This is a genomic window from Chloracidobacterium thermophilum B, assembly GCF_000226295.1.
GTDB lineage: Bacteria > Acidobacteriota > Blastocatellia > Chloracidobacteriales > Chloracidobacteriaceae > Chloracidobacterium > Chloracidobacterium thermophilum.
In genome coordinates this window covers 2542265-2565998 of record NC_016024.1, presented here as the reverse complement: position 1 = coordinate 2565998, position 23734 = coordinate 2542265, and the positions used below count along the sequence as shown (strand labels likewise).

Genomic DNA, 23734 nt, shown 5'->3' with positions numbered 1-23734 from the left:
GACGCTGTAGAAGGGCACAAAGTCAGTTTTTTTGCATCCTGCTCTGAACATGCTGCCAGACAACGGCTGGCTGGCCGGTGACGGTTTGGGGTGTCCGTCCAAACAGCGCTGCACGATATGGGTTAGTCATTTGGGCAAGACGGTGGAGGAACCCGCCGGTCAACCCGAAAAACGCCTGAAAAACGCCATTGTCCGAGGTGTGGCACGCGGGTTATTCTCCATGGCAGGTGAACATCTTTGATCGTGGCGGACAACGCGATGATGATCACCCTGCGAAGCCGAATCTTCATCTTGAGCGCCGTGTTGTTTGGTGTGTTGTTTCTGGCTGGAACGCCGCAACCGGCTGTGGCGCAAAACTGGGACCCGTGGGGCGTCAGTGACCCGCGCTTCAATCGCCGCCCACCTTCGGAGCAGTGGGTACGCGAGCGCGGGCGGGGCATCGGATTTCAGCTTGGTTTTGAACAGGGACGCCAGGACCGCCGCCAGGGATTCCTGCCGAACTTCCGCAATGCAACCTATGAGAATGCCATGCAGGGCTTCCAGCGTGAGTGGCGGCACGATGGCAACTACCGGCGCGGCTTCCGTGATGGCTATCGCGCCGGCTATGAGCAGGGGTACAACGATCTGCGTGGCGCACGCGGACGGGGACGCGGACCACAACCGGCTGTGGCGCAAAACCGGGACCCGTGGGGCGTCAGTGACCCGCGCTTCAATCGCCGCCCACCTTCGGAGCAGTGGGTACGTGAGCGCGGGCGGGGCATCGGATTTCAGCTTGGTTTTGAACAGGGACGCCAGGACCGCCGCCAGGGATTCCTGCCGAACTTCCGCAATGCAACCTATGAGAATGCCATGCAGGGCTTCCAGCGTGAGTGGCGGCACGATGGCAACTACCGGCGCGGCTTCCGTGATGGCTATCGCGCCGGCTATGAGCAGGGGTACAACGATCTGCGTGGCGCACCCGGACGGGGACGCGGACCACGGGGACGCGGACGCGGCAATGACTATGGCCCCGACTGGCGCGGCAATCGTGAGTGGGGCTGGCAGCAGGGACGCGGCAACGGCCGGTTTGATTGATGTCACCGGGCAGGTCTGAAGAGTACGGCGGCGGTGGATGGTTTCCATTCACCGCCGCCCGTTTTTTGCCGGTGGCATCCTCGTCGTGATCAACACGGGGCGTCGGAAATGAAGCCCTGTGCGACGCCCTGACTCGACACCACGTGGGTTTTCGGTCACAATCCGCAGTCTATGCAGTTGCAAAACAAGGTTGTCTGAGGCTTGGCTATGGTGGTGTTTCGGCGTGCCCTGCGGCTCGATCACATGCAGTCTTCTTCAACCATGGCCGCCACGGCGGCGGCGGCCCGGCTTCGCGCCCAAGGGCATACGGTGATTGACCTGGGGGCCGGAGAACCGGATTTCGACACCCCGGAGAACATCCGCCAAGCGGCCATCCAGGCGCTCGAAACAGGCAAGACGCGCTACACGCCGGCTTCGGGTATTGCCGAACTCAAGCAGGCCATTGTGGACTACATGGCGCGCGAGACGGGAACGACCTATCCCGCCAGCGCCGTCATCGTGTCGGCCGGCGGGAAGCAGACGTTGTTCAATGCCCTGGTGAGTGTGGTCAATCCGGGGGATGAGGTGGTCATTCCGGCGCCCTACTGGGTAACGTTTCCCGAAATCGTCGCCTTTTGCGGCGGCGTCAGCGTCTTCATTCCGACGCACGAGCACGACTTCCGGCTGACGGCTGCGATGGTGGAGCGCGTTTTGACGCCACGCACCAGGGTCGTCATTCTCAACTCACCTTCCAATCCGTCGGGGGCGGTCATCGCGCCGGAGGACATTCACCAGATTGCCGAGCTGTGCGCCGCGCGGGACCTATGGCTCATTTCGGATGAGTGCTACTACCGGTTTGTCTATCCGCCGGGGCGTCCGTTTTCGGCGGCAGCGTTACCGGCGGCGCTGCGGGAGCGGGTGCTGGTGTCCGGCTCGCTGTCAAAGACCTACGCCATGACGGGGTGGCGGATTGGCTATGCTCTGGCGCACCCGGATTGGGTGGCTGAGATGACCAAGGTGCAGAGCCATTCGACCTCAAATCCGACGACCTTTGCCCAGTGGGCCGCCATCGAGGCCCTGCGCGGCAGCCAGGATTCGGTCGCTGCCATGCTGGCGGAATATCGCACGCGGCGGGATTGGATTGTGTCGGCGCTGGCGGCCCTGCCGGGGGTACGGTGCCGGATGCCGGAAGGGGCTTTTTATGCCTTTCCCGACATTTCGGCTGTTCTGGAAAAAACCGGGCTGCGCGATGTGGACTTCGCCCAACGTCTGCTCGAAGAAGCGCATGTCGTTGTCACGGCCGGCTCGGCCTTCGGGGCCGAGGGCTACCTGCGGATTTCCTACGCCAATTCGCTCGACAACCTGCAGCGTGGCGTCGAAAACATCCGCGCCCTCATCGAGCGGCTAGGGTAGTCCCTGCAGTTTGGGTTGTGCCGTGCGGATCAGACGGGCACGGAAAGGCGTATCCCATCAAACTCAAGGAGTACAGGTGTGAGTGATCGTGGGTTGCTTCAGCAGTTGGCCGAGCCAGTTCGCCGAGGTGTGAAGCAAGCCATTGAAGCCAGCGCAGTGGTGACAAGTCGGGCAGTTGGCCTGGCGGCTGCCCCTCTGACAGATGCGCCAGTCTGCCCTGCGTCTGAGCCGATGATGTTTTTCCAGGCTGGTTCAACTTTGTTTTCTGAAGTGGCGTTATGACGGAACAAAAAATCATCCCGGCGAACATCGAAGATGAGATGCGCCGGAGTTACCTCGACTATGCGATGTCGGTCATCATCAGCCGGGCATTGCCGGATGTCCGTGATGGCCTCAAACCTGTGCAGCGGCGCGTCCTGTGGACGATGCACGAGCTGGGCAACACCTACGACAAGCCCTACAAGAAGAGCGCCCGTGTGGTTGGGGATGCCATTGGTAAGTATCACCCGCACGGCGACCAGCCGGTCTATGACACCATCGTGCGCATGGCCCAGGACTTCTCCATGCGCATGCCGCTCATTGATGGGCAGGGCAACTTTGGCAGTGTGGATGGGGATGCTGCGGCTGCGATGCGTTACACCGAGGTGCGTCTGGCACCGATTGCCGAGATGCTGCTGGCCGACATCGAGAAGGAAACAGTTGATTTTCAGGAAAACTACGACAACTCACTTCGGGAGCCGGTTGTCCTGCCGGCCCGCTTTCCGAATGTCCTGGTCAATGGCGCCGCTGGGATTGCCGTTGGGATGTCCACGAGCATCCCGCCGCACAATCTGGCTGAGGTGCTCGATGCCACTATCCATCTTGTCAACCATCCAGAGGCCACCGTGGAGGAGCTGATGCAGTTCATCCAGGGGCCGGATTTCCCGACGGCCGGTTTTATTTGCGGGCGCAAGGGCATTCGGGACGCCTACCTGACCGGACGTGGCTCGGTGACGATGCGCGCCCGGGCCGCGATTGACTACGTCGCCGGCAAGGGGGAACGGGAGCGCCAGGCGATTGTCGTGACCGAGTTGCCCTATCAGGTCAACAAGGCCAGTTTGCTTGAAAAGATTGCCGAGTTGGTCAGCGAGAAAAAAATCGAGGACATTGCGGACCTGCGGGACGAAAGCGACCGGGAAGGCATGCGCATTGTCATTGAGTTGAAACGCGGCGCGGTGGCGCAGGTGGTGCTCAACAACCTGTTCAAGCATACGCCGATGCAGGAAAAATTCAGCATCATTATGCTGGCCATCGTCAACCGGCAGCCCCAGATTCTCGACCTGGCGGAGATACTACGTCACTTCATCGAGCACCGGCGCGAGGTTGTCCGGCGGCGGACGGCCTTTGAGCTACGCAAGGCCGAGCACCGGGCGCATATTCTGGAGGGTTTCAAGAAAGCCCTGGATGTTCTGGATGCCGTCATCGCCCTGATTCGCGGAGCCAAATCCAGCGCCGAAGCCCGCGAGGGGTTGATGACGCGCTTTGCCCTGAGCCAGGTTCAGGCGCAGTCCATCCTTGAAATGCAGCTTCAGCGGCTGACCGGAATGGAGCGCCAGAAGCTGCTGGACGAATACGAAAATCTCCTCAAACGCATGGCCGAGTTGCGGGAGATTCTGGAAAAGGAAACCAGGCTCCGGGCGGTCATCGTGCAGGAACTCCAGGAAGTGCGCAAAGCCTACAGCACACCCCGCCGGACCCAGATTGTGGATGAAGGCACGGATTTCACGATTGAAGACCTCATCCCGAATGAGGAAGTGGTCATCACCATCACGCGCGGAGGTTACATCAAGCGCACACCGCTTTCGGCCTATCGCACGCAAAAACGTGGCGGTACAGGGCGGCGGGGGATGACGACCAAGGCCGAGGATGTCGTCGAATTCCTCGACATTGCCTCAACGCACAGCTTTCTGCTCATTTTCACCGCCAAGGGGCAGGTCTATAAGATCAAGGTGCATGAAATCCCCGATGCCGCCACGGCCGGGCGCGGCAAAGCCATCGTCAACCTCATTGAACTGCCGGAAGGCGAACGGGTGGCCGGAACCATCGCGGTGCGTGAATTTACGCCGGGGAAATTCGTCGTCTTTGTGACCCGCCGGGGGATGATCAAAAAAACCGAACTGTCGGAATACGCCAACATCCGCTCCAACGGGCTTATTGCCATGGGGGTGGCGGAGGATGACGAACTCATTGCCGTCCAGAAGAGCGACGGCAACCAGCATATCCTCATTTCGACCTTTGGCGGCCAGGCGATCTGCTTCAACGAAAGCGACGTGCGCCCGATGGGCCGCCCGGCGCACGGCGTCATTGGCATCCGGCTGGAGGAAAACGATTACGTCACGGGGATGTCCGTCGTCGGGAGAACCGAAGAGATTCTTTCCGTGTCTGAACTCGGTCTCGGCAAGCGGACGCCCATCATGGAGTATCCCGTTCAGCACCGGGGCGGGAAGGGGGTGGTCACGCTGAACGTCACGGAGCGAACCGGCGGTGTGGTCAAAGTGCTTCCTGTCCAGGAGAGCAAGGAGCTGATGGTCATCACACAGCAGGGGCAGATTGTCCGGGTGGATGTGGCCTCGATCCGGCAAACCGGACGCCATGCCCAGGGGGTCAAGATCATCACCCTGGCAGAAGACGACCGGGTGGTGGATGCGAGCCTGGTGGAGTCCTCCGGTGAGGAGACAGGAGCGGACTAGGCCGGTTCGTCGAGGCCGGGGCCCTGGTCCGTTCCCTTCAGACTGGACCGCAGACGCTCTATCTCGGCGGCGAGGGCGGCGGCCCGGGCCTCGGCGGCTTCAGCGCGGGTGCGCTCGGCTTCCGCTTCGTCGCGGGCTTGTCTGGCTTCCAGCTGAGCACGCTCGGCTGCGGCCTGAGCGCGTTCAGCTTCAGCCTGAGCGCGTTCGGCCTCGGCTTCCGCCGCTTCGGCCCGGGTTGGGATAAGCTGCCCCGTGGGGTCGTAAAGTCGCAGCCACCGATTCTGCATCGCGTGGTACTGCCCTTCCCACTCACCGAGCCAGGCTCCAAGCTGGTGACTCCACAGCCACCCACGGGCATCGGGTTCAATGGCTTCGTACTGCCCGCGGACAAGCACCCAGCCCTGAAGTGTCGGCGTTTTGCCAAACGTCGGGTCAGGGCCGTAGCAGAAATACTCGGCCGTCCGAAAGACCCGCTCGTAGAGCTGTTTTTTCTGACCCAGATCGACCGCCTGGGTTGAAGGCGAGAGCAACTCGACGATGACATCCGGGAGCCGTCCGCCTTCCTCCCAGGCCACCCACGCCCCACGGATGAAGGAGCCGTCCACGTCCTTCACCACGAAGAAGTCCGGCCCCTTGTACTCCATCGTCTTCACCTGTTGCAGGCTGTAGTACACAAACATGTTGCCGCTGGCGAAAAAGTCCGTCCGCCCACGCCAGTGCTGGTGCAGGCAGTCGTCGAGCAGATTGATTTGCAGCCGATGCCAGACGCTTTCCAAGGGGACACCATCCTCGACCGGGAGTTGAAGGTTGATGATGCTGTTGAATTCCGGCGGCAGCTCCGGCGCGACGGCCGACGCTGCCAGTTCAGGGGTTGGTGCTGCCGGTTCGGGCTGGGGCGAGACAACCTGGGATGTCATAAGCAAACCTGCGTCCAGAAATGGCGCGCTTCGTTCACTGAAGCACAACCGTACAGCCGGGGAAGCCAGCTTGCAGTTCTTCCACGAGCGCCAGTGAGGGCCGCACGCTGAAGGTGTGGTGCGCGCGAAGGCGGGCTTCCACACCATTCGGCAGAGAGAGCACGAAGATCAGGGGGCGTTCTCCGCGATGGCGGTCAAGCACATCCCGGAGCTTTTCAAGTTGTGCAGTATCGAGTGCGTCCGCTGCAAAGCGCAGCATGACGCTTTTGGCATGCCGCTCCCGCAGCCCTTCCAGCGGTTCGGCCGCTTCGGCCACGATTCTGGTCGGCTTGCCGTCTTCGATTTCCAGCCGGCCGGTGACCAGTACGGCGGCTCCATCCGCCACCTGCTCGCCAAGCCGCCTGAAGGTTTCGGGCCAGGCAATGACCTCGATGCTTCCGGTTTCGTCTTCGAGGCTGAAGACGGCAAAGCGGTCGCCCTTCTTCGTGTTTTTCACGGTAAATTCGCTGATGACGCCGCCCATGCTGACGGTATCGCCCGCCGTCTGACCGGCCAGTTGGGCGTAGGACAGGCTTTTGAACGCCGCCAGGGTTTCACGGAAGCCGGCCAGAGGATGGCCGGTCAGGTAAAACCCAAGAGTGGCTTTTTCACCGGCCAGGCTTTCCTCGGCCGTCCAGTCGGGAACCCTGGGCAGTTCAGTTTCCGGGGGCTGGTCGGAGTCAGCCGCCAGTGTGTCAAACAGGGAGACCTGTCCCGCTGCAGCGGCGCGGTGCGCCTGTAGCCCCTGTTCGAGTGCAGCTTCGATGGCGGCAAACTTCTGGGCGCGCGTCCCCGGCAGGCTGTCCAGCGCACCCGACTTGACCAGGCTTTCCAGCACCCGCCGGTTGAGCGTCTTGGGATCAATCCGCTCGGTGAAGTCAAACAGCGAACGGAACGGACCGCCTTGCGCGCGGGCTTCGAGGATGGCATCCACCGTGGCTTCCCCGATGCCCTTGATGGCCATCAGACCAAACCGAATCCGGCCGGCGGTCGCCGTAAAACCGTGCTCGCTGATGTTGACATCCGGCGGCAGAATTTCGACGCCCTGCGCCCGTGCCCGCTCGATGTAACGGGCAACCTTGTCGCTGTCGTTCAGCTCGCTGGTCAGCACCGCCGCCCAGAAGTGCGCCGGATAGTGTGCCTTGAGATAGGCCGTGCGGTAGGCGAGCACACCGTAGCAGACCGAGTGGCTGTTGGCCGTCAGAAGGTCGTTGACAAAATAGTTGTGCAGCGGTGCCCGCATGGTCACGTTGTAGGTCGGCGCCGGTCCGACGGGTGTCACACGGGTAATTCTGATTTCACGCAGTGACATCGTGGGCATCCAGAACAAAAGGGCGTTGCCGAAAAGCCTTTACAGCATAGGCAACGCCCAGGATGGATGTCCAACGCCGTCCGCGAGGGTTTGCAGACGGTCAGGAAGGTTGGGCTACCAGCCGCGCGCGGCAAGCACCTGTTCGGCTGGGAGGGTTTCAATTGCCAGCCCGCGCATGGGCTGTCCGTCTTCGATTTCCTCGCAGGCTTCGAGCACCTTGGCCGGGTCCTGATAAAACGTCACGGCTTTGACGATGGCGCGGGCAAAGCGGGCCGGGTCATTGGATTTGAAGACGCCCGAACCAACGAACACGGTTTCAGCACCCAGTTGCATGCAAAGCGCCGCATCGGCCGGAGTGGCGACGCCACCGGCCGCAAAGAGCGGCACCGGCAGCTTGCCGTGCTGCGCCACGTAGCGCACGAGTTCATAGGGGGCCTGAAGCCGCTTGGCCTCGGCCATCAGCTCGTCTTCGTCGAGAACGGTCAGCAGGCGGATGTCGCGGCGGATTTCCCGCAGGTGGCGCACCGCCTCGATGATGTTGCCCGTCCCGGCTTCCCCTTTGCTCCGAATCATGGCCGCGCCCTCGCCAATGCGGCGCAGCGCCTCACCCAGGTTGGTCGCCCCGCAGACGAACGGGACGCGGAAAGCAAACTTGTTGACGTGATGATAGGGGTCGGCCGGAGTAAGGACCTCCGACTCGTCAATGAAGTCCACCCCAAGGGCTTCAAGCACCTGGGCCTCAGCCGTATGTCCGATACGTACCTTGGCCATGACGGGAATCGAGACGGCCTCCATAATCTGGCGGATCATGCGCGGGTTGGACATCCGCGCCACCCCGCCATCGCGGCGAATGTCGGCCGGGACGCGCTCCAGCGCCATCACGGCCACGGCGCCGGCTTCTTCAGCAATGCGCGCCTGCTCGACGTTGACGACATCCATGATGACGCCGCCTTTGAGCATTTCCGCCAGACCGGTTTTGAGTCGCATCTCATGCTGCTGGGTATCAGGCATCAGGGTTACTTTCCTCCAAAAACAGACACAGTGAAGACGCAGGCTGGCTGCATCAGGCACGGGGGTGAAGGTTCTGCAAACCAACACGGCCTGCAAACCTTCACGGTAAGCCTTTGGCTTCACCCGGTGCAACAGCCATTTGGAGCGAATTTGCAGCCAATGGGCCGCGGCCCGGAAAGCCTGCCCGTCAGCCGGTGCTTTCCTGGATACCCGGCTGCCGGTTGATGAGCGCCGCAACGTAGCCAGCACCAAACCCGTTGTCTATGTTGACCACGGTGACATTCGGCGCACAGCTATTGAGCATGCCGAGCAGTGCCGCAAAGCCGCCCAGGGCCGTCCCATAGCCGACACTGGTCGGAACGGCAATCACCGGAACGGCCACGAGTCCACCGACAACCGAGGCCAGCGCCGCTTCCATGCCGGCGACACAGACAATGACGCGCGCCTGCCGCAGTGTCTCCAGGTGGCCCAGCAGGCGATGCAGTCCGGCAACACCGACATCCGCCACCAGCGTCGTTTCGTTGCCCATGACCTCACAGGTCAGAAGCGCCTCGCGCGCCACCGGCAGGTCAGTCGTGCCGGCGCAGACAACGACAATGCGCCCGATGCCATAGCGGGTCGTATCGCGCCGGATGAACAGCAGGCGGGAGGTCGCATCCCACCGGGCTTCCGGTGCCAGCGCCTGCACGGCCTGGTAAGCCGCTTCCGACGCACGTGTGACGAGCAGGTTGGGGTGATGCGCGTACAGGCGGCCGACAATGGCCGCCACCTGCTCCGGCGTTTTCGAGGCGCCATAGACGACTTCGGGAAAGCCCTGCCGCAGCGCGCGCCCGTGGTCAAGGGTGGCAAAGGGCTGCCCGTCGTCTCCGACAAGCGGCTCCGCCGGCAGTCCGGCCAGTTGGGCCAGAGCCGCTTCCGGTGTGCAGCTTCCCTGCCGGACGGCCAGCAGCAGTTCCCTGAGCGCCTCGCGGGTCATCCCAACTGTTGTGCGGCTTCCTCGGCAAAGTAGGTGAAAATGACATCGGCCCCAGCCCGGCGAATGGCCAGCAGGATTTCGAGCATGACGCGGTCGCCATCAATCCAGCCCCGCTCGGCCGCGGCCTTGACCATGGCGTATTCGCCGCTGACCTGGTAGGCCGTGATGGGCACGTCCGAAATTTCCCAGATCGCCCGGATGACATCGAGGTAAGCCAGCGCCGGTTTGACCATCACCATGTCCGCGCCTTCGGCCAGATCGAGCCGTACTTCCCGCAGGGCTTCCCGGACGTTGGCCGGGTCCATCTGGTAGGTCTTCTTGTCGCCAAATTTGGGCACCGAATCGAGCGCGTCCCGGAACGGGCCGTAGAAGGCCGAGGCGTACTTGGCGGAGTATGCCATGATGCCCACATTGTGAAAGCCTTCGACATCGAGGGCTTCCCGAATGGCCCCAACCCGCCCGTCCATCATGTCGGACGGCGCTACGTAATCGGCGCCAGCGCGGGCGTGGAGCACGGCCATCCGGGCCAGCACTTCGACGGTTTCATCGTTGAGGATTTCACCCGTTTCCGAGACCAGCCCGTCGTGACCGTCGCAGGAATAGGGGTCGAGCGCCACGTCGGTGAAAATGGTCAGTTCCGGCACCTGCTCCTTGACGGCGCTGACCGCACGCGGAAAGAGACCGTCCGGGTTGGTGGCTTCCGAGGCGGTTTTGTCCTTTTTGTATGCCGGCAGCGCCGGAAACAGGGCAACGCCGCCAATACCAAGGTCGGCAAGCTGGCGGCACTTTTCCAGCAGCAGGTCTATCGAAAGCCGTTCATAGCCCGGCATTGAGGGAATGGGCTGGCGTTCGCGGTCGCCGTCAACAACAAACAACGGCGCGACCAGATGCGCCGGCGTGAGCGAGGTTTCGCGTACCATGCGGCGGATGGCTTCCGTGCGCCGGTTACGCCGTGGCCGTTCAGGAAGTACGAGCATGGGGAAAACTCCACGGGGAAAGATCAAGCCTTTCTTCCACCATACGTCCCGCTGCCGGACACAGCAAATCGGTCACAGGTCGCGCCGGGCAAACCACCACATGGCCAGCGCCAGATTGACGGCAATGCAGCCTATGGCCCAGACCACCATCAGCGGCGACGGTGTGGAAGCTGCCGAAAAGGGCGTCAGTCCCGCCTGCCGCAGCAGGGCGGGCTGCATGAAAGTTGCTGCGTATTGCCACATCACTTCGGTCGGCACGAGCAGGCTTGAGACAATGCCCAGATTCCGCGCCGTGGCATTTCCCAGCGCTGTCCCGATGCGTTCCATCCAGCCGCCAATGAAGGCAATGCCGTACAGCCCGAAAATGACGACGCCGTTGGCCAGCGTCGAAAGCCGTGTGCCGCCGGCAATGGTCATCGTCAGCAGCACGACGGCTCCCAGCCACATCAGAGGAAAGGCGGCAGAGACGCCGGGCGGGACGTACCCAGCCAGCAGCCACGTCGCCCCCAGGACACCCCCGGCCATAAAGCTGAAGTAGAGCGTCAGCAGCGCCAGAAAGCCCAGCCACTTGCCGATGACAATCGCCGCACGGTGCAACGGCTTCGTCAGCAGGGTGTGGATGATGCCCGAAGCCATGTCGCCCGACAGCGTGTCCACCGGCAGCGCCACAGCGGTGACAGCAACGAGGAAGTTGACGACGTACAGCCCGGCCAGCGTCAGAAAATTCAACTGCATGCGGGCAATGGCCAGCGGCAGGTCGTCCGCCTGCCGGGCCGTGGCGCGGGCGCCCCACGCAAACAGCCCCAGAAACAGAAGACCCAGAAGAAAGGCCAGCAGCAGCACCTTGCGCTGGCGCGCTTCGTGGAAGGTCAGTGCCGTCAGGGCGATGATGCCACGCAGATCGTCTCTCATGGGTAGGCTCCGCGCCGGTAGGCTCCGCGCCAACGGTGCCTCAGTCAGCCGCCAGCCACTCGGCGGTCAGCCGTTCAATGTCGTCCGGCCGCTCAAACAGCACCAGGTGTCCGGTGCGCAGCAGAATGTGCAGGCGGGCCACCGGGATGGTCTGGGCCAGCCGTAAGCTGTCGGCAAAGGGAACGACGGGATCAAATTCGCCCGTGATGACCAGCGTCGGATGCGCCTGTCCGGTGGCTTGTTGCACCTGTGCCACCCGTTCCTGGCGGACCAGGTCGGTAACGGCTAAAAAAGCGGCCTGGGAATGGCAGTACACCAGGCTGGTGAATCCCATTTCAACGTCGCACCACGTAACTTCCCGTTGCGCAAGCGTCAGGGAAACGTAGCGATACACCAGGGTTTTTGAAGGGATGCGCCGAAGGGTGTCGAAGATCGTCTTGAGAATGGGAGGCAAAAGCTGCGCCCGCAGCGCGCTGTAGTCAAAGAGTCCAAAGTTCATCACCACCTGGCGTCCGACGCGCTCCGGCGCCAGCCTGCCGACCAGCAGCGCCACGGCCGAACCGAGCGAAAACGACACCAGGTGAAAGCGTTGGATGCCCAGCAGGTCAGCCAGGCGGAGTGTATCCTGCGCCAGGGTGGGCAGGGTGTAGTCATCCTGTGGATCGGCGTCGGAAAAGCCATGGCCGCGAAAGTCGAAGGCAATGACCCGGAAGCCGTGCTGCCCAAGCGCGGGGGCAAGCCGATAGAACCAGTAGGAAGAACAGTCCCAGCCGTGCAGAAGCATCACGGCAGGGCCGTCCACCGGGCCGTACTCATAGGCGTGATGCCGGATACCGCCCAGCCGGATAAACCGGGCCCGGCTGGCAAACTCGCGCATCGTGGCCAGGACCGCCAGTTGGAGCGGGGCAGTTTCACGCCGTTCCCGTGCGGCAAGCTCATCGAGATGGCGGCAGAACTTTTCGGTGGCAAATACAAACTCTGGTTGGGTGGTCAATCGGTCAACCGCTTGACGGACGCCCTCCGGGTGTCGGGCAGCGTCCGGCTTTCGTGAAGATCGAGCCGCAGCATCGTGTCGGCCGCAATGAAGCCATCGCCGGCCCGCTGTCGGCGCCAGTAGAAGAATGCCCCGCCGGCCACTGTGCCAAGCACCACCATGCCAAACCCGGCCAGGACGACAAAGGAAGCAACGCTGACGAGAAGCTGGCCGACGTTGCGAATGTCCTGTTGCGGTGTGCGGGCTGGCGTACCGAAACGGGGTGGGGGGGCTCCCAGCCAGCGTACAACATAGTCGTACTCAACGCGCTCCACCGCCGCCTGCGCGCGGAGCAGGTCGCGGATGCCGTCGGCAATCACAATGAAATTGCCCCGGCGTGCCACCAGACAGGTGGCCGAAGCCAGCCGCCGGGCGGCTTCCATGGCGGCCGTGGCATCCTGCGGCGTGGGATATTCAGCGATCAGAAAGTGGTCAAAGGGCGCGGCGGGCGTGTAGTCGGCCCAGGCAAAGGCGCTGCCCGGCGGCGTCAGCAGAGCCGGGGCCGGCAACCAGGTGGCGCGTCCCAGTCCCAATGCCCCAACCACATAGTGCTCCGTGTCGGGCCGGAGGGCCTGGGTGGGGAGCTTGCGTAGCACGACCGGACGTGGATCGGTTTCTTCCGGCGGAAGCGTCGCCTGCCAGGCCGTGAGTTTGTCCCGCAGAAAAGACCGGACGGCAGCGCGTTTTTCTGTGTCGTCACCAGCGGCGAGCGTCAGCACGGTGTCGCCCAGGGCCTCGCCGCCAATCAGCCTGGCCAGTCCCAAGGCGCGCCCCTGGTTCGGACACCGGTACATCACAAAGCTGATGGCCTCCCGCCGGCCGCGGTGCAGCCAGGTCACGCCAAATTCCCGTGCCAGAGCACGCTCATCAGCGGCTGCAATGTCGGCCGGCCACGGCGCGTTTGGCGAAAAGCTCTGGCGGATGCCCAACTCGCGGGTGGGAAACGGCCGTCCGGCGGTTTCGTCGCGCATGACGCGCTGCCCTGGGGCCGCCGGCCCGGAAAGCGCCGTGGCGCTGCTCAGAAGCAGCCAGCCCCACACCACGCACCACCACAGACGTTCTCTTTGCCGGGAGCGCCATATTTGCGTCATGGGTGTTGGACTCCGGCGCGCTGGAGAATCTGATCTGCCACGGCGCGTGGTTGATGAATATGCCGCAGGGTGATGTTTCCTGTCGCGGCGGCGCTGTCCACAATCACATGGCCCAACCCAAACAGGCGTTGCAGCAGCGTCTGCTCCACGGTCACGTCCTGCACTTTGGAGAGGGGGATGTTGCGTACCGTTTTGGAGAAAATCCCGGTGCTGATTTCGATTTTGTCCGGTGTCAGCGTGTAGGTTTCAGCCCACTGGTGGGCATGTTTCCACAGCGCCACGCCAAAGGGCACCAGGCAGAGGCCAATCGTGAGAAAGGGAACAGCCGGAGCCAGGCGCGTCCAGATGAGGGCTTCCACAATGCCACCCAGAACAACCAGAATCAGCGTGAGCACCACAGCCAACCCATACCACAGCCCGACAAAAAGAAAGGTCTGGCGAAAAACGACCGGTGCGGGGGGTGACGTTGAAGCCGGGTCCGTCATCGTGCAGCGCAACCTCCAGACTGCCAGTGACCGTTGTGGCCGGTTCGTGAGTGGGCGTAACTGTACGCCAAACGTTGCCACGAGGGTAGCCGCTGCTGCCAGATGTTCGGACTGCCCGTGCTGGCATGAGCGGCAAATCGCGCTATGATGCGGAACGCAACCAGCGCCAGAACGCCTTCAAGTGTTACTATCACGATGTTTTGCGGCCGGCAGACGGCCGTTCCCGAAACCGTAGGTTCAGTCAGTGGTGTCAAAATATGCGGGTGACAATCAAGGAACGCGCGACGGGAACTGTGCTTGCCACAACGGATGATCCCAACCAGGTGCTTGCCTTTGAAGGCAACTGGTATTTTGCGCCGGCGGCCGTCAATCAGGACGTGCTCAAGGTGACGGCCAACACCTACACGTGCGGTTACAAAGGCACGTGCAACTGGGTGAACTTTGACGACGGCGCACATGCGACGCCGCAGGTGGCCTGGGTGTATCCAAGCCCAAAACCGGGCTACGAGCAGATTGCGGGGCGCTATGGCTTTTACGCCGGCGACCGTCTGACCACGGTGGAAGAGCGCGCATAAGCCAATGATGGACGAAGCTGGGACGGCAACCGGTTTTGAAGGTCAGTGTGAGCCGCTGCCAGCCGGGGACACGTCCTTGGCGGCAGCACAGCAGCGCATCGCCCAGCTTGAAGCGGCGCTGCAGGAAGCCGGCCGGACGATTCAGTCCCTGCGCGAAAGCGAACTGCGTTACCGGGAAATCTTTGACGGCGCTTCCGACATCATCCTCGTACTGGGACTCGATGGCCGCCGTCTGGCCTGGAGTCCGGCCGGCGAGCGCATTCTGGGCTACAGCGCCGAGGAAATTCAGGCGATGTCGGTGCGGGAGTTTTCACACCTCGTCGTTCCTGAGCACCGCGAACGGGTACGCCGGGCGCTGCGTGACAAAGTTGAAGGCGGGAACGTCGAGTTGCACTACGAGGCGGATTTCATCGCCAAGGATGGGCGGCGGGTGACGCTTGAAGTCAACTCCCGGCTTCTGTTTCGGGATGGCCGGCCAGTCGCCATCCAGGGTATCTTGCGCGACATCACCAACCGCAAGCACATCGAGCAGGCGTTGCGTGAAAGCGAAGCGCGCTACCGTGACCTGTTCGAGAATGCCAACGACATCGTCTATGTCCACGACTTCGAGGGCCGTTTTCTCTCCATCAACCGCAAGGTCGAGCGGGTTTTGGGCTACACCCCGGCGGATACCAGGCACCTGACGCTGACCCACATCGTTACGCCGGAGCACCGGGCGCGGGCGCTGCAAGCCATTGCCGACAAACTCGCCGGGAAGACGGAAACGACACAGTACGAACTCGATGTCATTGCCAAAAACGGACAGCGCGTTACGCTCGAAATCAGCTCCCGGCTGTTTTATGAGCACGGCGTACCGGTAGGCATCCACGGCACGGCGCGGGACGTGACCAAGCGCCGGCAGATGGAAAAAGCCCTGCGCGAAAGCGAGGCGCGCTATCGCACCCTGTTTGACAGCGCCCAGGATGTCATTTACTGCCATGACCTGCAGGGTCACGTTCTGGACATCAATCCGGCAGCGGAAAAGCTGTTCGGGTATCGGCGGGACGAGGCGCGTTCCATCAATGTGGTGGACCTCCTCCTGCCGGAAAGCCGCCCGGTTGCACTGGCGGCCATCAAACCCCTGCTCGATGGCACGGAAACAACGGTTCGCTATGAGGCAACCCTGCTGGCCCGCGACGGCCGCCGGATTACCCTGGAGATGATCACCTGGCTCGTGCTGGAAAACGGCACGCCGGTGGCCTTTCAGGGGATTGGGCGGGACCTGACCGAGCGGCGGCTGTCCGAACGCGCCCTGCGCGAAAGTGAGGAACGTTTCCGCCGGATTTTCGATGCCGCCCCACTGGGCATTGTCCTCGTGTCGCTGACCGGACAGATTTTGCGTGCCAATCGTGCGGTTTGTGAGTGGCTGGGCTACGCGCCGGAAGAGATCGTCGGACGGCCGCATACGGATTTCATTCCGCCTGAAGACACTGAAGAGTCCATGCGCCTGGCCCGCCGGCTGGTCGAAGACGCCAAGCTGTCCAGTTTTCAGACGGAAAGACGCTACCTTACCAAACATGGTCAGGTGGTATGGGGACGGCTGACGGTCGTAGCCTTGCGCAACGGCGAGGAGCAGCCACAGTACCTGCTGGGCATGATCGAGGACATCACCCAGCAGCGCCTGCTGGAAGAACAGGTGCGGCATGCCCAGAAAATGGAAGCCGCGGGACAATTGGCCGCCGGGATTGCCCACGAGTTCAACAACCTGTTGACGGTTGTTGCCGGGTACGCCGGTCTGCTCGAACGCCGCCTTGCGCCGACTTCGGTCGAGCGTTCCTCGCCTGATCTGCTCCACCGCTACGCCAGGGACATTCTGACGGCCGTTTCGCGGGCTTCCGTCCTGACCGGGCAGTTGCTGGCCTTCGGGCGCAAACAGCCGCAGCAGCTTGCACCCCTCAATCTCAATGATCTGGTACTCGATGCCGTCCGTATGCTGCGCCCGCTGCTGGAGCCGCACATTACCCTCGTCACCGACCTGTCGCCGGATTTGGGCATCGTGGTGGCTGACCGGCAACAACTGGAGCAGGTGCTGACAAACCTGGCCGTCAATGCGCGGGATGCCATGCCCAAGGGCGGTACGCTGACGCTGATGACACTCAATGTCTGGCATGAGGCCCGGCCGGAAACGCGCAGCCGGGCAATGTTCCGGCGGAAGGCCGTCCGCGACGAAACCATGCAGATGCACCCCTACGTCATGCTGGCCGTGTCCGATACCGGCACGGGGATGAGCGAGGAGGTGCGCCAGCGCATCTTCGAGCCGTTTTTCACGACCAAACCCGTCGGTAAGGGCACGGGGCTGGGCCTGTCCGTGGTTGAAGGCATCATTGCCCAGAACAAAGGGTTCATCACCGTCGAAAGCGAAGTCGGCAAAGGGACAACCTTCCGCATTTTCCTGCCACGCGGTGAGCTGTTGCAGGCGGCCCCTGCCGGGAGTTGAGGTGCGTTGTCGTGGATGATCTGCCGCCGAAAAGTTGCTATGCCACGCCGCCGCTGGAGTTCACGGGACTGAACACTTATCCGCTGGCGGAACGTCCGAGCAAGGTTTCGGCGCGTGATCTGTCCCGTCCATGTCCGCCGGGGGCGAGTCTCCAGACCTTTTTCGCTTCCCTGCCCAACCTGCTTGCCGTCAATGAACTGCGCGCCGCCGTTACGGCCGTGCGGTCTGCCCGGAGCCGGGGGCGCGCGGTGATTGCCGGTTTCGGCGGCCACGTCATCAAGTGTGGGCTGGGCCCCATCCTGATTGACCTCATGGCGCGGGGTTTCATTACGGCCCTTGCCGGCAACGGGTCAAGCGCCATTCACGACTTTGAAATTGCGCTCGTCGGGGCGACTTCGGAAGACGTGGATGCCACCCTGGGGCGCGGCGCTTTTGGTGGCGCGGAGGAAACCGGGCGGGGCATCAATGCCGCCTGCACAGCCGCCGCAGCGGATGGCATCGGGCTGGGCGAGGCACTTGGCCGCTGGCTGGAAGCGGCACAGCCGCCTTACGCCGACCAGTCGGTGCTCGTCCAGGCATACCGGCGGCGCATCCCGGTTACGGTACACGTCGCCATCGGCACGGACATCACGCACATTCACCCTACGGCCGTCGGGGCGCACATCGGCGCGGCCACGCACCACGACTTCCGCCTGCTGTGCAGCCTCGTGCGGGAACTGCATGACGGCGGCGTGTACCTGAACTTCGGTTCGGCCGTCATCCTGCCGGAAGTGTTTCTCAAGGCTGTGACGACGGTGCGCAACTTGGGCTATCCGTTGACCGACTTCACGACGGTCAACTTTGATTTCATCCAGCACTATCGCCCGCTGACCAACGTCGTACGCCGTCCGGTGGCCGGCAGCCGCGGCCGCGGCATTGCCCTGACGGGGCATCACGAGCTGCTCATTCCGCTCTTTGCTGCCGCCCTCAGCGAGATGCCCGGCTGACCCGGGCACGGCTGGATAGACATCAGCCCAGGGCTGTGAAAAAGTGCTGCCCGGTTGTGTGGCGGTGGTTACACTCGTGCCCCCGGCGTGTGTAAGCTGACGCTCTTGCAAGGCATTTCCGTGTGCACCCTGTCCGGGACAGGCAACGGGGTGTCGACGTATTTCCCATGCGATGGTGGTGGCTCCGTAGTCTTGTGCTCCTGATGGGCTGGCAGATGGCGCTTCTGTCTGCCCTGGGCGACCCACGTCCGGCGACGACCGTCTTCGAGCGGTTCACCCGTGAACAAGGGCTGTCCAGTGATGCGATTCATTGCCTCTGGCAGGACCAGCGTGGCTTTCTCTGGATTGGCACCGAAGACGGACTGAATCGTTACGACGGGCGGACCTTCAGGGTGTATCGCCACCAGCCCGACCAACCCGGCTCCCTGCCGGGCAACTTTGTTCATCAACTGTATGAAACCCGCTACCTTTGTTGGCTACGCGAGCCAGTCGCGGTACGAGCGAATCCACAGTTTTTATGAAGACCGGCAGGGCATCCTGTGGGTGTGCGCCGAAGGTGGCTTGTGGCGACTGGACCGCCAGCGGGAAGACTTCCGCCGCTGCGATTTGAACATACCCGGCCGCGGTGTGTATCAGACCTTTGAAGATCGGGAGGGGCAACTTTGGCTTTCCGGCGCGGGTGGAGTGCTGCGGTTCGATCCGGCAGCCGGGGAGGCAAGGGTGGTGTTTCCGGCGCTGGTTTCAAAGGATGGCGTGGAGGGTGGAGGATGGCGAATCCATGGAATGACGCCGGAGGGCTGGCTGCGCCTGGCCGTGGGGGATTCCGCCCTGGCACTGTTCGACCCGGTCCGGGAACGTTGCGTAATGCAACTGGATACGATGGGCAGGGCACTGGATGCCCTGCCGACGGAAGTGGCTGTGGGACAATCCAGGGCGGCAGTGCTCCTGTGGGAAGACCAGACCGTCTGGTTGGGCAGACCCGGCGGCCTGCTTCAGCAACTCGATCTCCACCGCCGCACCTGTCAGACGTTTGCGCCCAATCCGAAACGCCCGGGCGCTTTGGTCACGTCCAAGTTGGACTGCGTGTTGCGCGACCGTGCCGGCGTGCTGTGGTTTGGCGATGCCGTTGCCGGACTGTTCTGCTTCTGCCCGACCCGCAACCGGTTTGAACTCTATCGGCATCACCCTTTTGACGAAAACTCCCTGTCGAATGACTACATCCGGGGCATCTTTGAAGACCGGCAGGGGAACGTCTGGGTGGCGACCCAGCACGGCGGCCTTAACTGCCTTGACCGGCAGACCAGCCGTGTGACGCGATACCGCGCCCGCCCTGCCGATCCCCGGGGATTGCGTTCAGATGAGGTCTGGGCCGTGTATGAAGACCGGCGGGGCGACCTGTGGGTGGGAACAACGTTCGGCCTCCAGCGGCTGGACCGGGTGCGGGGAAGCTTCCAGAGCCTGCCGGCGCTGCCGGGCAAGGTGTGGGTACAGGTCATATATGAAGACGCCCGGGGCGCGCTCTGGGTCGGCGGCGCAGAAGGCCTGTACGAAATCTCACCCGACCGACGGCAATGCCGGGACCACACGCCTGATGTGCAGCAGGCCTCGTCCGTACGACGGATTGATGTTCAGACCATCCATGTCTCGCCACGGGATGGACAGATGTGGATTGGCCTGGCCTATCGCGCCCTGCGCTACGACCCGGTGCACCAGTCGTACCGGGAGTATCGCGTGGACACACGACCGGAATATGGCATGCCTTATGTCACGCACTTTGCCGAGGGCCGGGAGGGAACGCTGTGGATGGTGACGAAAGGGGCCGGGCTGTGCCGCTTCGATGCCGCGCGGGAAACCTTCACCCACATCACGGAACGGGACGGTCTGCCACACAACAACTGCTATGCGATGTTTCCCGACGCGGATGGAACCTTCTGGCTCAGCAGCGACGCCGGCATCGTGCACTTCGACCCGGTCAGGATGCACTTCCGGTCCTACACCGTGGCCGATGGGCTTCAGGGGCCGGAATTCAACCGCGTTTCAGCCTTTCGCAATGCCCGTGGGGAACTGTTTTTTGGTGGCACGAATGGTCTCAACGTGTTTCATCCGTCCAATCTGGTGAACAACCCGGTCCCGCCGCCGGTGGTGTTGACGGAGGTGCGGGTCAGCGGCGTGGCGCAGCCGGCGTGGGAAGGTATGGCGCTCAGGCTGCCGCATGACCGGAATGCCCTTGACCTTGGTTACGCCGGGCTGGATTTTCACGTCCCGGAAGACAATCGCTACCGGTGTCGGCTGGAAGGCTTCGACCGTGAGTGGCGCGACATGGGAGAGCGCCGGGAGGTGAGTTACACGAATCTCCCGCCGGGGCAGTATCGGTTCTGGGTGATGGCGGCCAATCACGACGGCGTGTGGGGGACTGGAAAGCCATTGCTGACGCTGGAGATACGGCCGCCGTGGTGGCAGACGTGGCCGGCCTGCATCGGGTTTGTCACGCTGGGCGGGCTGGCGCTGTACGGTGGCGTGCGCTGGCGGCTGCGGCAGTTGGTGGCGCGTACCCGGTGGCTGGAGGAGAAGGTTGCCGAACGAACGCAGGAAGTGACGCGCAAGAACGAGGAACTTGCTGCGCGCAACCTGGAAATCGAAACCCAGCGGCATGAGATGCTGGAAAGCCTGAGCTATGCCCGGGCAATTCAGCAGGCGATGCTGCCTTCGGCCGAGACACTGACGGCGGCACTGGGCGAGCATTTCGTCCTGTGGAAGCCAAAGGACATCGTATCGGGCGATTTTTACTGGCTGCACCAGCAGGATGGGGAAGTGGTGCTGGTCGTGGCCGACTGTACCGGTCACGGTGTGCCGGGAGCGTTTATGTCCACGATTGGGAGTGACCTGCTTGGGAAAATCGTGGCTGACCAGGGCGTACGGCAGCCGGCCGAGATTCTGCACCAGCTTCATCACGGAATTCAGCGCGTGCTCAGGCAGGGCGAACGCCAAGCGCTGATGGACGGGATGGATGCCGCCGTCTGCACCCTGCAGCGGGAAACGGGGCGGTTGACTTTTGCCGGGGCGCGCCGACCGCTCTACCTTGTGGCCGACGGCGTACTGACCGAACTCAAAGGCGACCGGGCGACGGTCGGCGGCAGCAGCCGTGAACGCAGCCCCCGGCGCTTCACCCAGCAGCAGGTGACGCTGATGCCCGGCATGATGCTGTATCTCACCACGGACGGCTTTGCCGACCAGTCAAATGACCGGGGAAAGAAGTTCGGGGCGCGCCGCCTGCTGGAAGTGCTGGTCAGCGTGTCCGGGCTGCTGCCGGCCGAGCAGTGTGTCCGGCTCGAAGCCGAGCTGGCGGCCCACATGGGGGCTGAAGCCCAACGGGATGACATCACGGTGTTCGGATTCCGTGTGGCGCTGCCATCCCCGTCCCGGAACGGAGAGGCAATCTGAGTGCGCCGCCGTCGGAGACGGCCTGCCCGGCTGTTATGGAGTGCCTGCCGCAGCGCGGCACAGAACGAAGTGGGTGGCGTTGTCCGGGCGGTCGGCAATCTGCGCGGCCACAACCTGTAACCCGTAGTGCCGGGCGGCCTGGCGCGAGGCAATCGCCAGCAGGTTGGGCCGCGCCTGTTGCCGCACCAGCCGCGCTGCGCCGGCGGTGTCATAGACCGTTGTGGCGCGCAGGTGCGGATGCCGGGCCAGAAAGCGGCGGCACTGCCGCAGCGCCTGCCAGTGCGACAGAACGTGGGTTGCCGTGGCCAACGTGGCGTCCGGCAGCCCCAGCAGGCAGTGTTCGATGGGGAGCCACAGCGTCGTGACCACGACCAGCGGCTGGGTGGCGAGAAGCTGTTGCACTTCAGGAACGGGGCCGGCAATGGCATTTTCCGTCGGCAGGACGCCCAACTCGACCTCCCGTGCGAGCAGGGCGGCGCACACCCGGGCAAAGGTCGGGTAGGGCTGTGGAAGCCCGAACCGGGCCGCGGCCATTTCACTGTACGCACCCGGTTCGCCCTGAAATGCCACACGCGGCGCGGAAGCCGGGGATGGTAGGTTGGTTTCGGTGGTCATTGCCTGGCGCTCCCGCCGGCCGATGCTTTGCTCAGGAAAAGAGGTGACTTGCCATGGAACTGTACCTGATGCGCCACGCCATTGCCCACGACGTGGGGGCCGATGGCTCGCGCACGGATGCCGAACGGACACTGACGGCGGAAGGCCGTGCCAACACGCGGGCGGCCGCCCAGGCCATGCGCCGGCTGGAACTCGACTTCGACGCCATCTGGACAAGTCCGCTGGCACGCGCGCGCCAGACAGCGGACATCGTGGCGGAAGTCCTCAAAAAGCCCCATTGCCTGCGGGAAGTCCCGGAACTCGCCCTGGGTGCCGCACCGGAACGGGTCATCCAGGCGCTGCTGCGTCTGGAACGCGGCAGCAGCGTCCTGCTGGTCGGGCATGAGCCTGACCTGAGCCGGCTGGTGGCCTTTCTGGTCTGGGGAAGCCTCGATGCCGACCGCCTGGACTTCAAAAAAGGCGCTCTCTGCCGCGTGGACGGGCGCTTCGGGCTGGGCGGCGGCAAGGCGACGCTGCGGTGGTTTCTCACGCCAAAGCAACTCCGGCTGCTGGCGGCCACCTGATGGCAAAGGCTTTAGCGTCGGACGCAGCGGACGGCGTGGCCCTGTTGCGCGTCGAGGACTTTCAGGGCCAGCTCGCCCTGCCGACACTCCGGCCGGGCTTCCGGGCAGCGCGGGGCAAAGGCGCAGCCGGGCGGCAGGGCCGTCAGTTTGGGCACGACGCCTTCAATGGTCGGCAGGCGCGCTTCCTGCCGCCCCAGACGCGGCACACTTGCCAGAAGTCCCTGCGTGTACGGGTGTTGCGGACGTGAAAACAGGATTTCGACCGGTGCGGTCTCGACAATGCGCCCGGCGTACATCACGGCGGCCCGGTGGGCCACCTGCGCCACCACGCCCAGGTCGTGCGTGATGAGCAGCACGCCCAGGTTGCGCTCCCGCTGCTGGACGGCGATGAGTTCCAGAATCTGCGCCTGAATCGTCACATCGAGCGCCGTGGTTGGTTCATCGGCAATAAGCAGCTGCGGGTTGCAACTGAGCGCCATGGCAATCATGACGCGCTGGCGCATGCCGCCGGACATTTCGTGGGGATACTGGCGGGCGCGCCGTGCCGGATCGGGAATGGCCACTGACGCCAGCGCCTCCACCGCCTGCTGCCAGGCCTGACGGGACGAAAGCCCCTTGTGGCGGCGGAGAGCTTCCGCGATCTGTTCCCCGACGGTAAAGACCGGGTTGAGCGAGGTCATCGGGTCCTGAAAAATCATCGCCATGTGCGAACCGCGCAGCGCGGCAGCTTCGGCCGGCGTACGCAACTCACGTCCGGCAAAGCTGATACGGCCGGCAACGATGCGTCCGGGCGGCGACACCAGACCCATGATCGAAAGTGCCGTCACGGACTTTCCCGAACCCGACTCGCCGACCAGCGCCAGCGTTTCGCCCCGTTCAATGGTCAACGACACGTCATCCACGGCCGGGACGACACCCGCGCGGGTAGGGAAGTGCGTCCGCAGCCCTTCGACGACGAGCAAGGCCATGTGCGGGAAAGCCAACCTGACAGGATGGGATGAGAAGGCGGTCGGGGTGGTACCGCTAACGGGGCTCGAACCCGTACTCTCCGCCGTGAGAGGGCGGCGTGTTAACCGGTTACACCATAGCGGCCCGTAACCGGCGATTGTAACCCAAGGTGTGCCTTACGC

The 23734-nt window shown here is 63.4% G+C and carries 20 protein-coding genes and 1 tRNA gene; 9 read left to right on the top strand and 12 right to left on the bottom strand.

Going from position 1 to position 23734, the window contains the following annotated elements; genetic code table 11:
* The first annotated feature begins 261 nt into the window (after positions 1-261).
* From CABTHER_RS10610 to gyrA, 3 genes are all read left to right on the top strand, one after another.
* A complete protein-coding gene (locus CABTHER_RS10610) occupies positions 262-1074 on the top strand; it encodes a hypothetical protein (RefSeq protein ID WP_041569207.1) in 813 nt (270 codons plus the stop codon).
* 207 nt (positions 1075-1281) lie between these two features.
* Positions 1282-2466, top strand: coding sequence for a pyridoxal phosphate-dependent aminotransferase (locus CABTHER_RS10605; protein WP_014100639.1), 1185 nt, complete (start codon positions 1282-1284; stop codon positions 2464-2466).
* Between the two features lie 278 nt (positions 2467-2744).
* Positions 2745-5195, top strand: a complete 2451-nt coding sequence (gene gyrA / locus CABTHER_RS10600; RefSeq protein WP_014100638.1) for a DNA gyrase subunit A — start codon at positions 2745-2747, stop codon at positions 5193-5195.
* On the opposite strand, the gene CABTHER_RS10595 is transcribed toward gyrA, so the two are convergent.
* From CABTHER_RS10595 to CABTHER_RS10555, 9 genes are all read right to left on the bottom strand, one after another.
* The gene (locus CABTHER_RS10595) at positions 5192-6112 is read right to left on the bottom strand and encodes a Uma2 family endonuclease (RefSeq protein WP_014100637.1); all 921 of its coding nucleotides are present in this window, start codon (positions 6110-6112) and stop codon (positions 5192-5194) included. The genes gyrA and CABTHER_RS10595 overlap by 4 nt on opposite strands.
* Positions 6113-6146: 34 nt before the next feature.
* Positions 6147-7463, bottom strand: a complete 1317-nt coding sequence (locus CABTHER_RS10590; protein ID WP_014100636.1) for a helix-hairpin-helix domain-containing protein — start codon at positions 7461-7463, stop codon at positions 6147-6149.
* A 114-nt stretch (positions 7464-7577) separates the two neighbouring features.
* Positions 7578-8474, bottom strand: a complete 897-nt coding sequence (pdxS, locus tag CABTHER_RS10585) for a pyridoxal 5'-phosphate synthase lyase subunit PdxS (RefSeq protein ID WP_014100635.1) — start codon at positions 8472-8474, stop codon at positions 7578-7580.
* A 187-nt stretch (positions 8475-8661) separates the two neighbouring features.
* Positions 8662-9450: a nickel pincer cofactor biosynthesis protein LarB gene (gene larB / locus CABTHER_RS10580; RefSeq protein WP_014100634.1), complete on the bottom strand. Its 789-nt coding sequence runs from the start codon at positions 9448-9450 to the stop codon at positions 8662-8664.
* Positions 9447-10427, bottom strand: coding sequence for a porphobilinogen synthase (gene hemB / locus CABTHER_RS10575; protein WP_014100633.1), 981 nt, complete (start codon positions 10425-10427; stop codon positions 9447-9449). The genes larB and hemB overlap by 4 nt, the downstream gene beginning before the upstream one ends.
* Before the next feature lie 72 nt (positions 10428-10499).
* Positions 10500-11339 carry an ABC transporter permease gene (locus CABTHER_RS10570; RefSeq protein ID WP_014100632.1) on the bottom strand — a complete coding sequence of 280 codons (840 nt, stop codon included), beginning with the start codon at positions 11337-11339 and terminating at the stop codon, positions 10500-10502.
* Positions 11340-11379: 40 nt separating this feature from the next.
* Positions 11380-12333, bottom strand: coding sequence for an alpha/beta fold hydrolase (locus tag CABTHER_RS10565; RefSeq protein ID WP_014100631.1), 954 nt, complete (start codon positions 12331-12333; stop codon positions 11380-11382).
* Positions 12330-13463 (bottom strand): hypothetical protein, encoded by a 1134-nt coding sequence (locus CABTHER_RS10560; RefSeq protein WP_148264033.1) that lies wholly within the window; start codon positions 13461-13463, stop codon positions 12330-12332. The genes CABTHER_RS10565 and CABTHER_RS10560 overlap by 4 nt, the downstream gene beginning before the upstream one ends.
* Positions 13460-13948, bottom strand: coding sequence for a PH domain-containing protein (locus CABTHER_RS10555; RefSeq protein WP_014100629.1), 489 nt, complete (start codon positions 13946-13948; stop codon positions 13460-13462). The genes CABTHER_RS10560 and CABTHER_RS10555 overlap by 4 nt, the downstream gene beginning before the upstream one ends.
* A 257-nt stretch (positions 13949-14205) precedes the next feature.
* On the opposite strand from CABTHER_RS10555, the gene CABTHER_RS10550 reads away from it, so the two are divergent.
* From CABTHER_RS10550 to CABTHER_RS10530, 5 genes are all read left to right on the top strand, one after another.
* A complete protein-coding gene (locus CABTHER_RS10550; RefSeq protein ID WP_041569906.1) occupies positions 14206-14523 on the top strand; it encodes a DUF427 domain-containing protein in 318 nt (105 codons plus the stop codon).
* Positions 14524-14527: 4 nt separating this feature from the next.
* Positions 14528-16999, top strand: coding sequence for a PAS domain-containing protein (locus CABTHER_RS10545; protein ID WP_014100627.1), 2472 nt, complete (start codon positions 14528-14530; stop codon positions 16997-16999).
* Positions 17000-17010: 11 nt separating this feature from the next.
* On the top strand, positions 17011-17985 hold the full coding sequence (locus CABTHER_RS10540; protein WP_014100626.1) for a hypothetical protein: 975 nt from the start codon (positions 17011-17013) through the stop codon (positions 17983-17985).
* Positions 17986-18152: 167 nt separating this feature from the next.
* Entirely contained in the window at positions 18153-18506 is a 354-nt protein-coding gene (locus tag CABTHER_RS17040) for a ligand-binding sensor domain-containing protein (protein WP_148264032.1), read from the top strand.
* Positions 18439-21426 (top strand): two-component regulator propeller domain-containing protein, encoded by a 2988-nt coding sequence (locus CABTHER_RS10530; RefSeq protein WP_014100624.1) that lies wholly within the window; start codon positions 18439-18441, stop codon positions 21424-21426. The genes CABTHER_RS17040 and CABTHER_RS10530 overlap by 68 nt, the downstream gene beginning before the upstream one ends.
* Positions 21427-21459: 33 nt before the next feature.
* Here CABTHER_RS10530 and CABTHER_RS10525 read toward each other — a convergent pair whose 3' ends face one another.
* A complete protein-coding gene (locus CABTHER_RS10525) occupies positions 21460-22041 on the bottom strand; it encodes a prephenate dehydratase domain-containing protein (protein WP_014100623.1) in 582 nt (193 codons plus the stop codon).
* A 53-nt stretch (positions 22042-22094) separates the two neighbouring features.
* On the opposite strand from CABTHER_RS10525, the gene sixA reads away from it, so the two are divergent.
* On the top strand, positions 22095-22604 hold the full coding sequence (sixA, locus tag CABTHER_RS10520; RefSeq protein WP_014100622.1) for a phosphohistidine phosphatase SixA: 510 nt from the start codon (positions 22095-22097) through the stop codon (positions 22602-22604).
* A gap of 11 nt (positions 22605-22615) precedes the next feature.
* Here sixA and CABTHER_RS10515 read toward each other — a convergent pair whose 3' ends face one another.
* Positions 22616-23572: an ABC transporter ATP-binding protein gene (locus CABTHER_RS10515; RefSeq protein ID WP_014100621.1), complete on the bottom strand. Its 957-nt coding sequence runs from the start codon at positions 23570-23572 to the stop codon at positions 22616-22618.
* Positions 23573-23619: 47 nt separating this feature from the next.
* Positions 23620-23696, bottom strand: a tRNA-Glu gene (locus CABTHER_RS10510).
* Positions 23697-23734 lie beyond the last annotated feature (38 nt).

Bases quoted from the DNA above. Each gene is read 5' to 3' on its own strand.
- CABTHER_RS10610 (WP_041569207.1), top strand. From the start codon at position 262: ATGATCACCCTGCGAAGCCGAATCTTCATCTTGAGCGCCGTGTTGTTT.
- CABTHER_RS10605 (WP_014100639.1), top strand. From the start codon at position 1,282: ATGGTGGTGTTTCGGCGTGCCCTGCGGCTCGATCACATGCAGTCTTCT.
- gyrA (WP_014100638.1), top strand. From the start codon at position 2,745: ATGACGGAACAAAAAATCATCCCGGCGAACATCGAAGATGAGATGCGC.
- CABTHER_RS10595 (WP_014100637.1), bottom strand. From the start codon at position 6,112: ATGACATCCCAGGTTGTCTCGCCCCAGCCCGAACCGGCAGCACCAACC.
- CABTHER_RS10590 (WP_014100636.1), bottom strand. From the start codon at position 7,463: ATGTCACTGCGTGAAATCAGAATTACCCGTGTGACACCCGTCGGACCG.
- pdxS (WP_014100635.1), bottom strand. From the start codon at position 8,474: ATGCCTGATACCCAGCAGCATGAGATGCGACTCAAAACCGGTCTGGCG.
- larB (WP_014100634.1), bottom strand. From the start codon at position 9,450: ATGACCCGCGAGGCGCTCAGGGAACTGCTGCTGGCCGTCCGGCAGGGA.
- hemB (WP_014100633.1), bottom strand. From the start codon at position 10,427: ATGCTCGTACTTCCTGAACGGCCACGGCGTAACCGGCGCACGGAAGCC.
- CABTHER_RS10570 (WP_014100632.1), bottom strand. From the start codon at position 11,339: ATGAGAGACGATCTGCGTGGCATCATCGCCCTGACGGCACTGACCTTC.
- CABTHER_RS10560 (WP_148264033.1), bottom strand. From the start codon at position 13,463: ATGACGCAAATATGGCGCTCCCGGCAAAGAGAACGTCTGTGGTGGTGC.
- CABTHER_RS10555 (WP_014100629.1), bottom strand. From the start codon at position 13,948: ATGACGGACCCGGCTTCAACGTCACCCCCCGCACCGGTCGTTTTTCGC.
- CABTHER_RS10550 (WP_041569906.1), top strand. From the start codon at position 14,206: ATGCGGGTGACAATCAAGGAACGCGCGACGGGAACTGTGCTTGCCACA.
- CABTHER_RS10545 (WP_014100627.1), top strand. From the start codon at position 14,528: ATGATGGACGAAGCTGGGACGGCAACCGGTTTTGAAGGTCAGTGTGAG.
- CABTHER_RS17040 (WP_148264032.1), top strand. From the start codon at position 18,153: ATGCGATGGTGGTGGCTCCGTAGTCTTGTGCTCCTGATGGGCTGGCAG.
- CABTHER_RS10530 (WP_014100624.1), top strand. From the start codon at position 18,439: ATGAAACCCGCTACCTTTGTTGGCTACGCGAGCCAGTCGCGGTACGAG.
- CABTHER_RS10525 (WP_014100623.1), bottom strand. From the start codon at position 22,041: ATGACCACCGAAACCAACCTACCATCCCCGGCTTCCGCGCCGCGTGTG.
- sixA (WP_014100622.1), top strand. From the start codon at position 22,095: ATGGAACTGTACCTGATGCGCCACGCCATTGCCCACGACGTGGGGGCC.
- CABTHER_RS10515 (WP_014100621.1), bottom strand. From the start codon at position 23,572: ATGGCCTTGCTCGTCGTCGAAGGGCTGCGGACGCACTTCCCTACCCGC.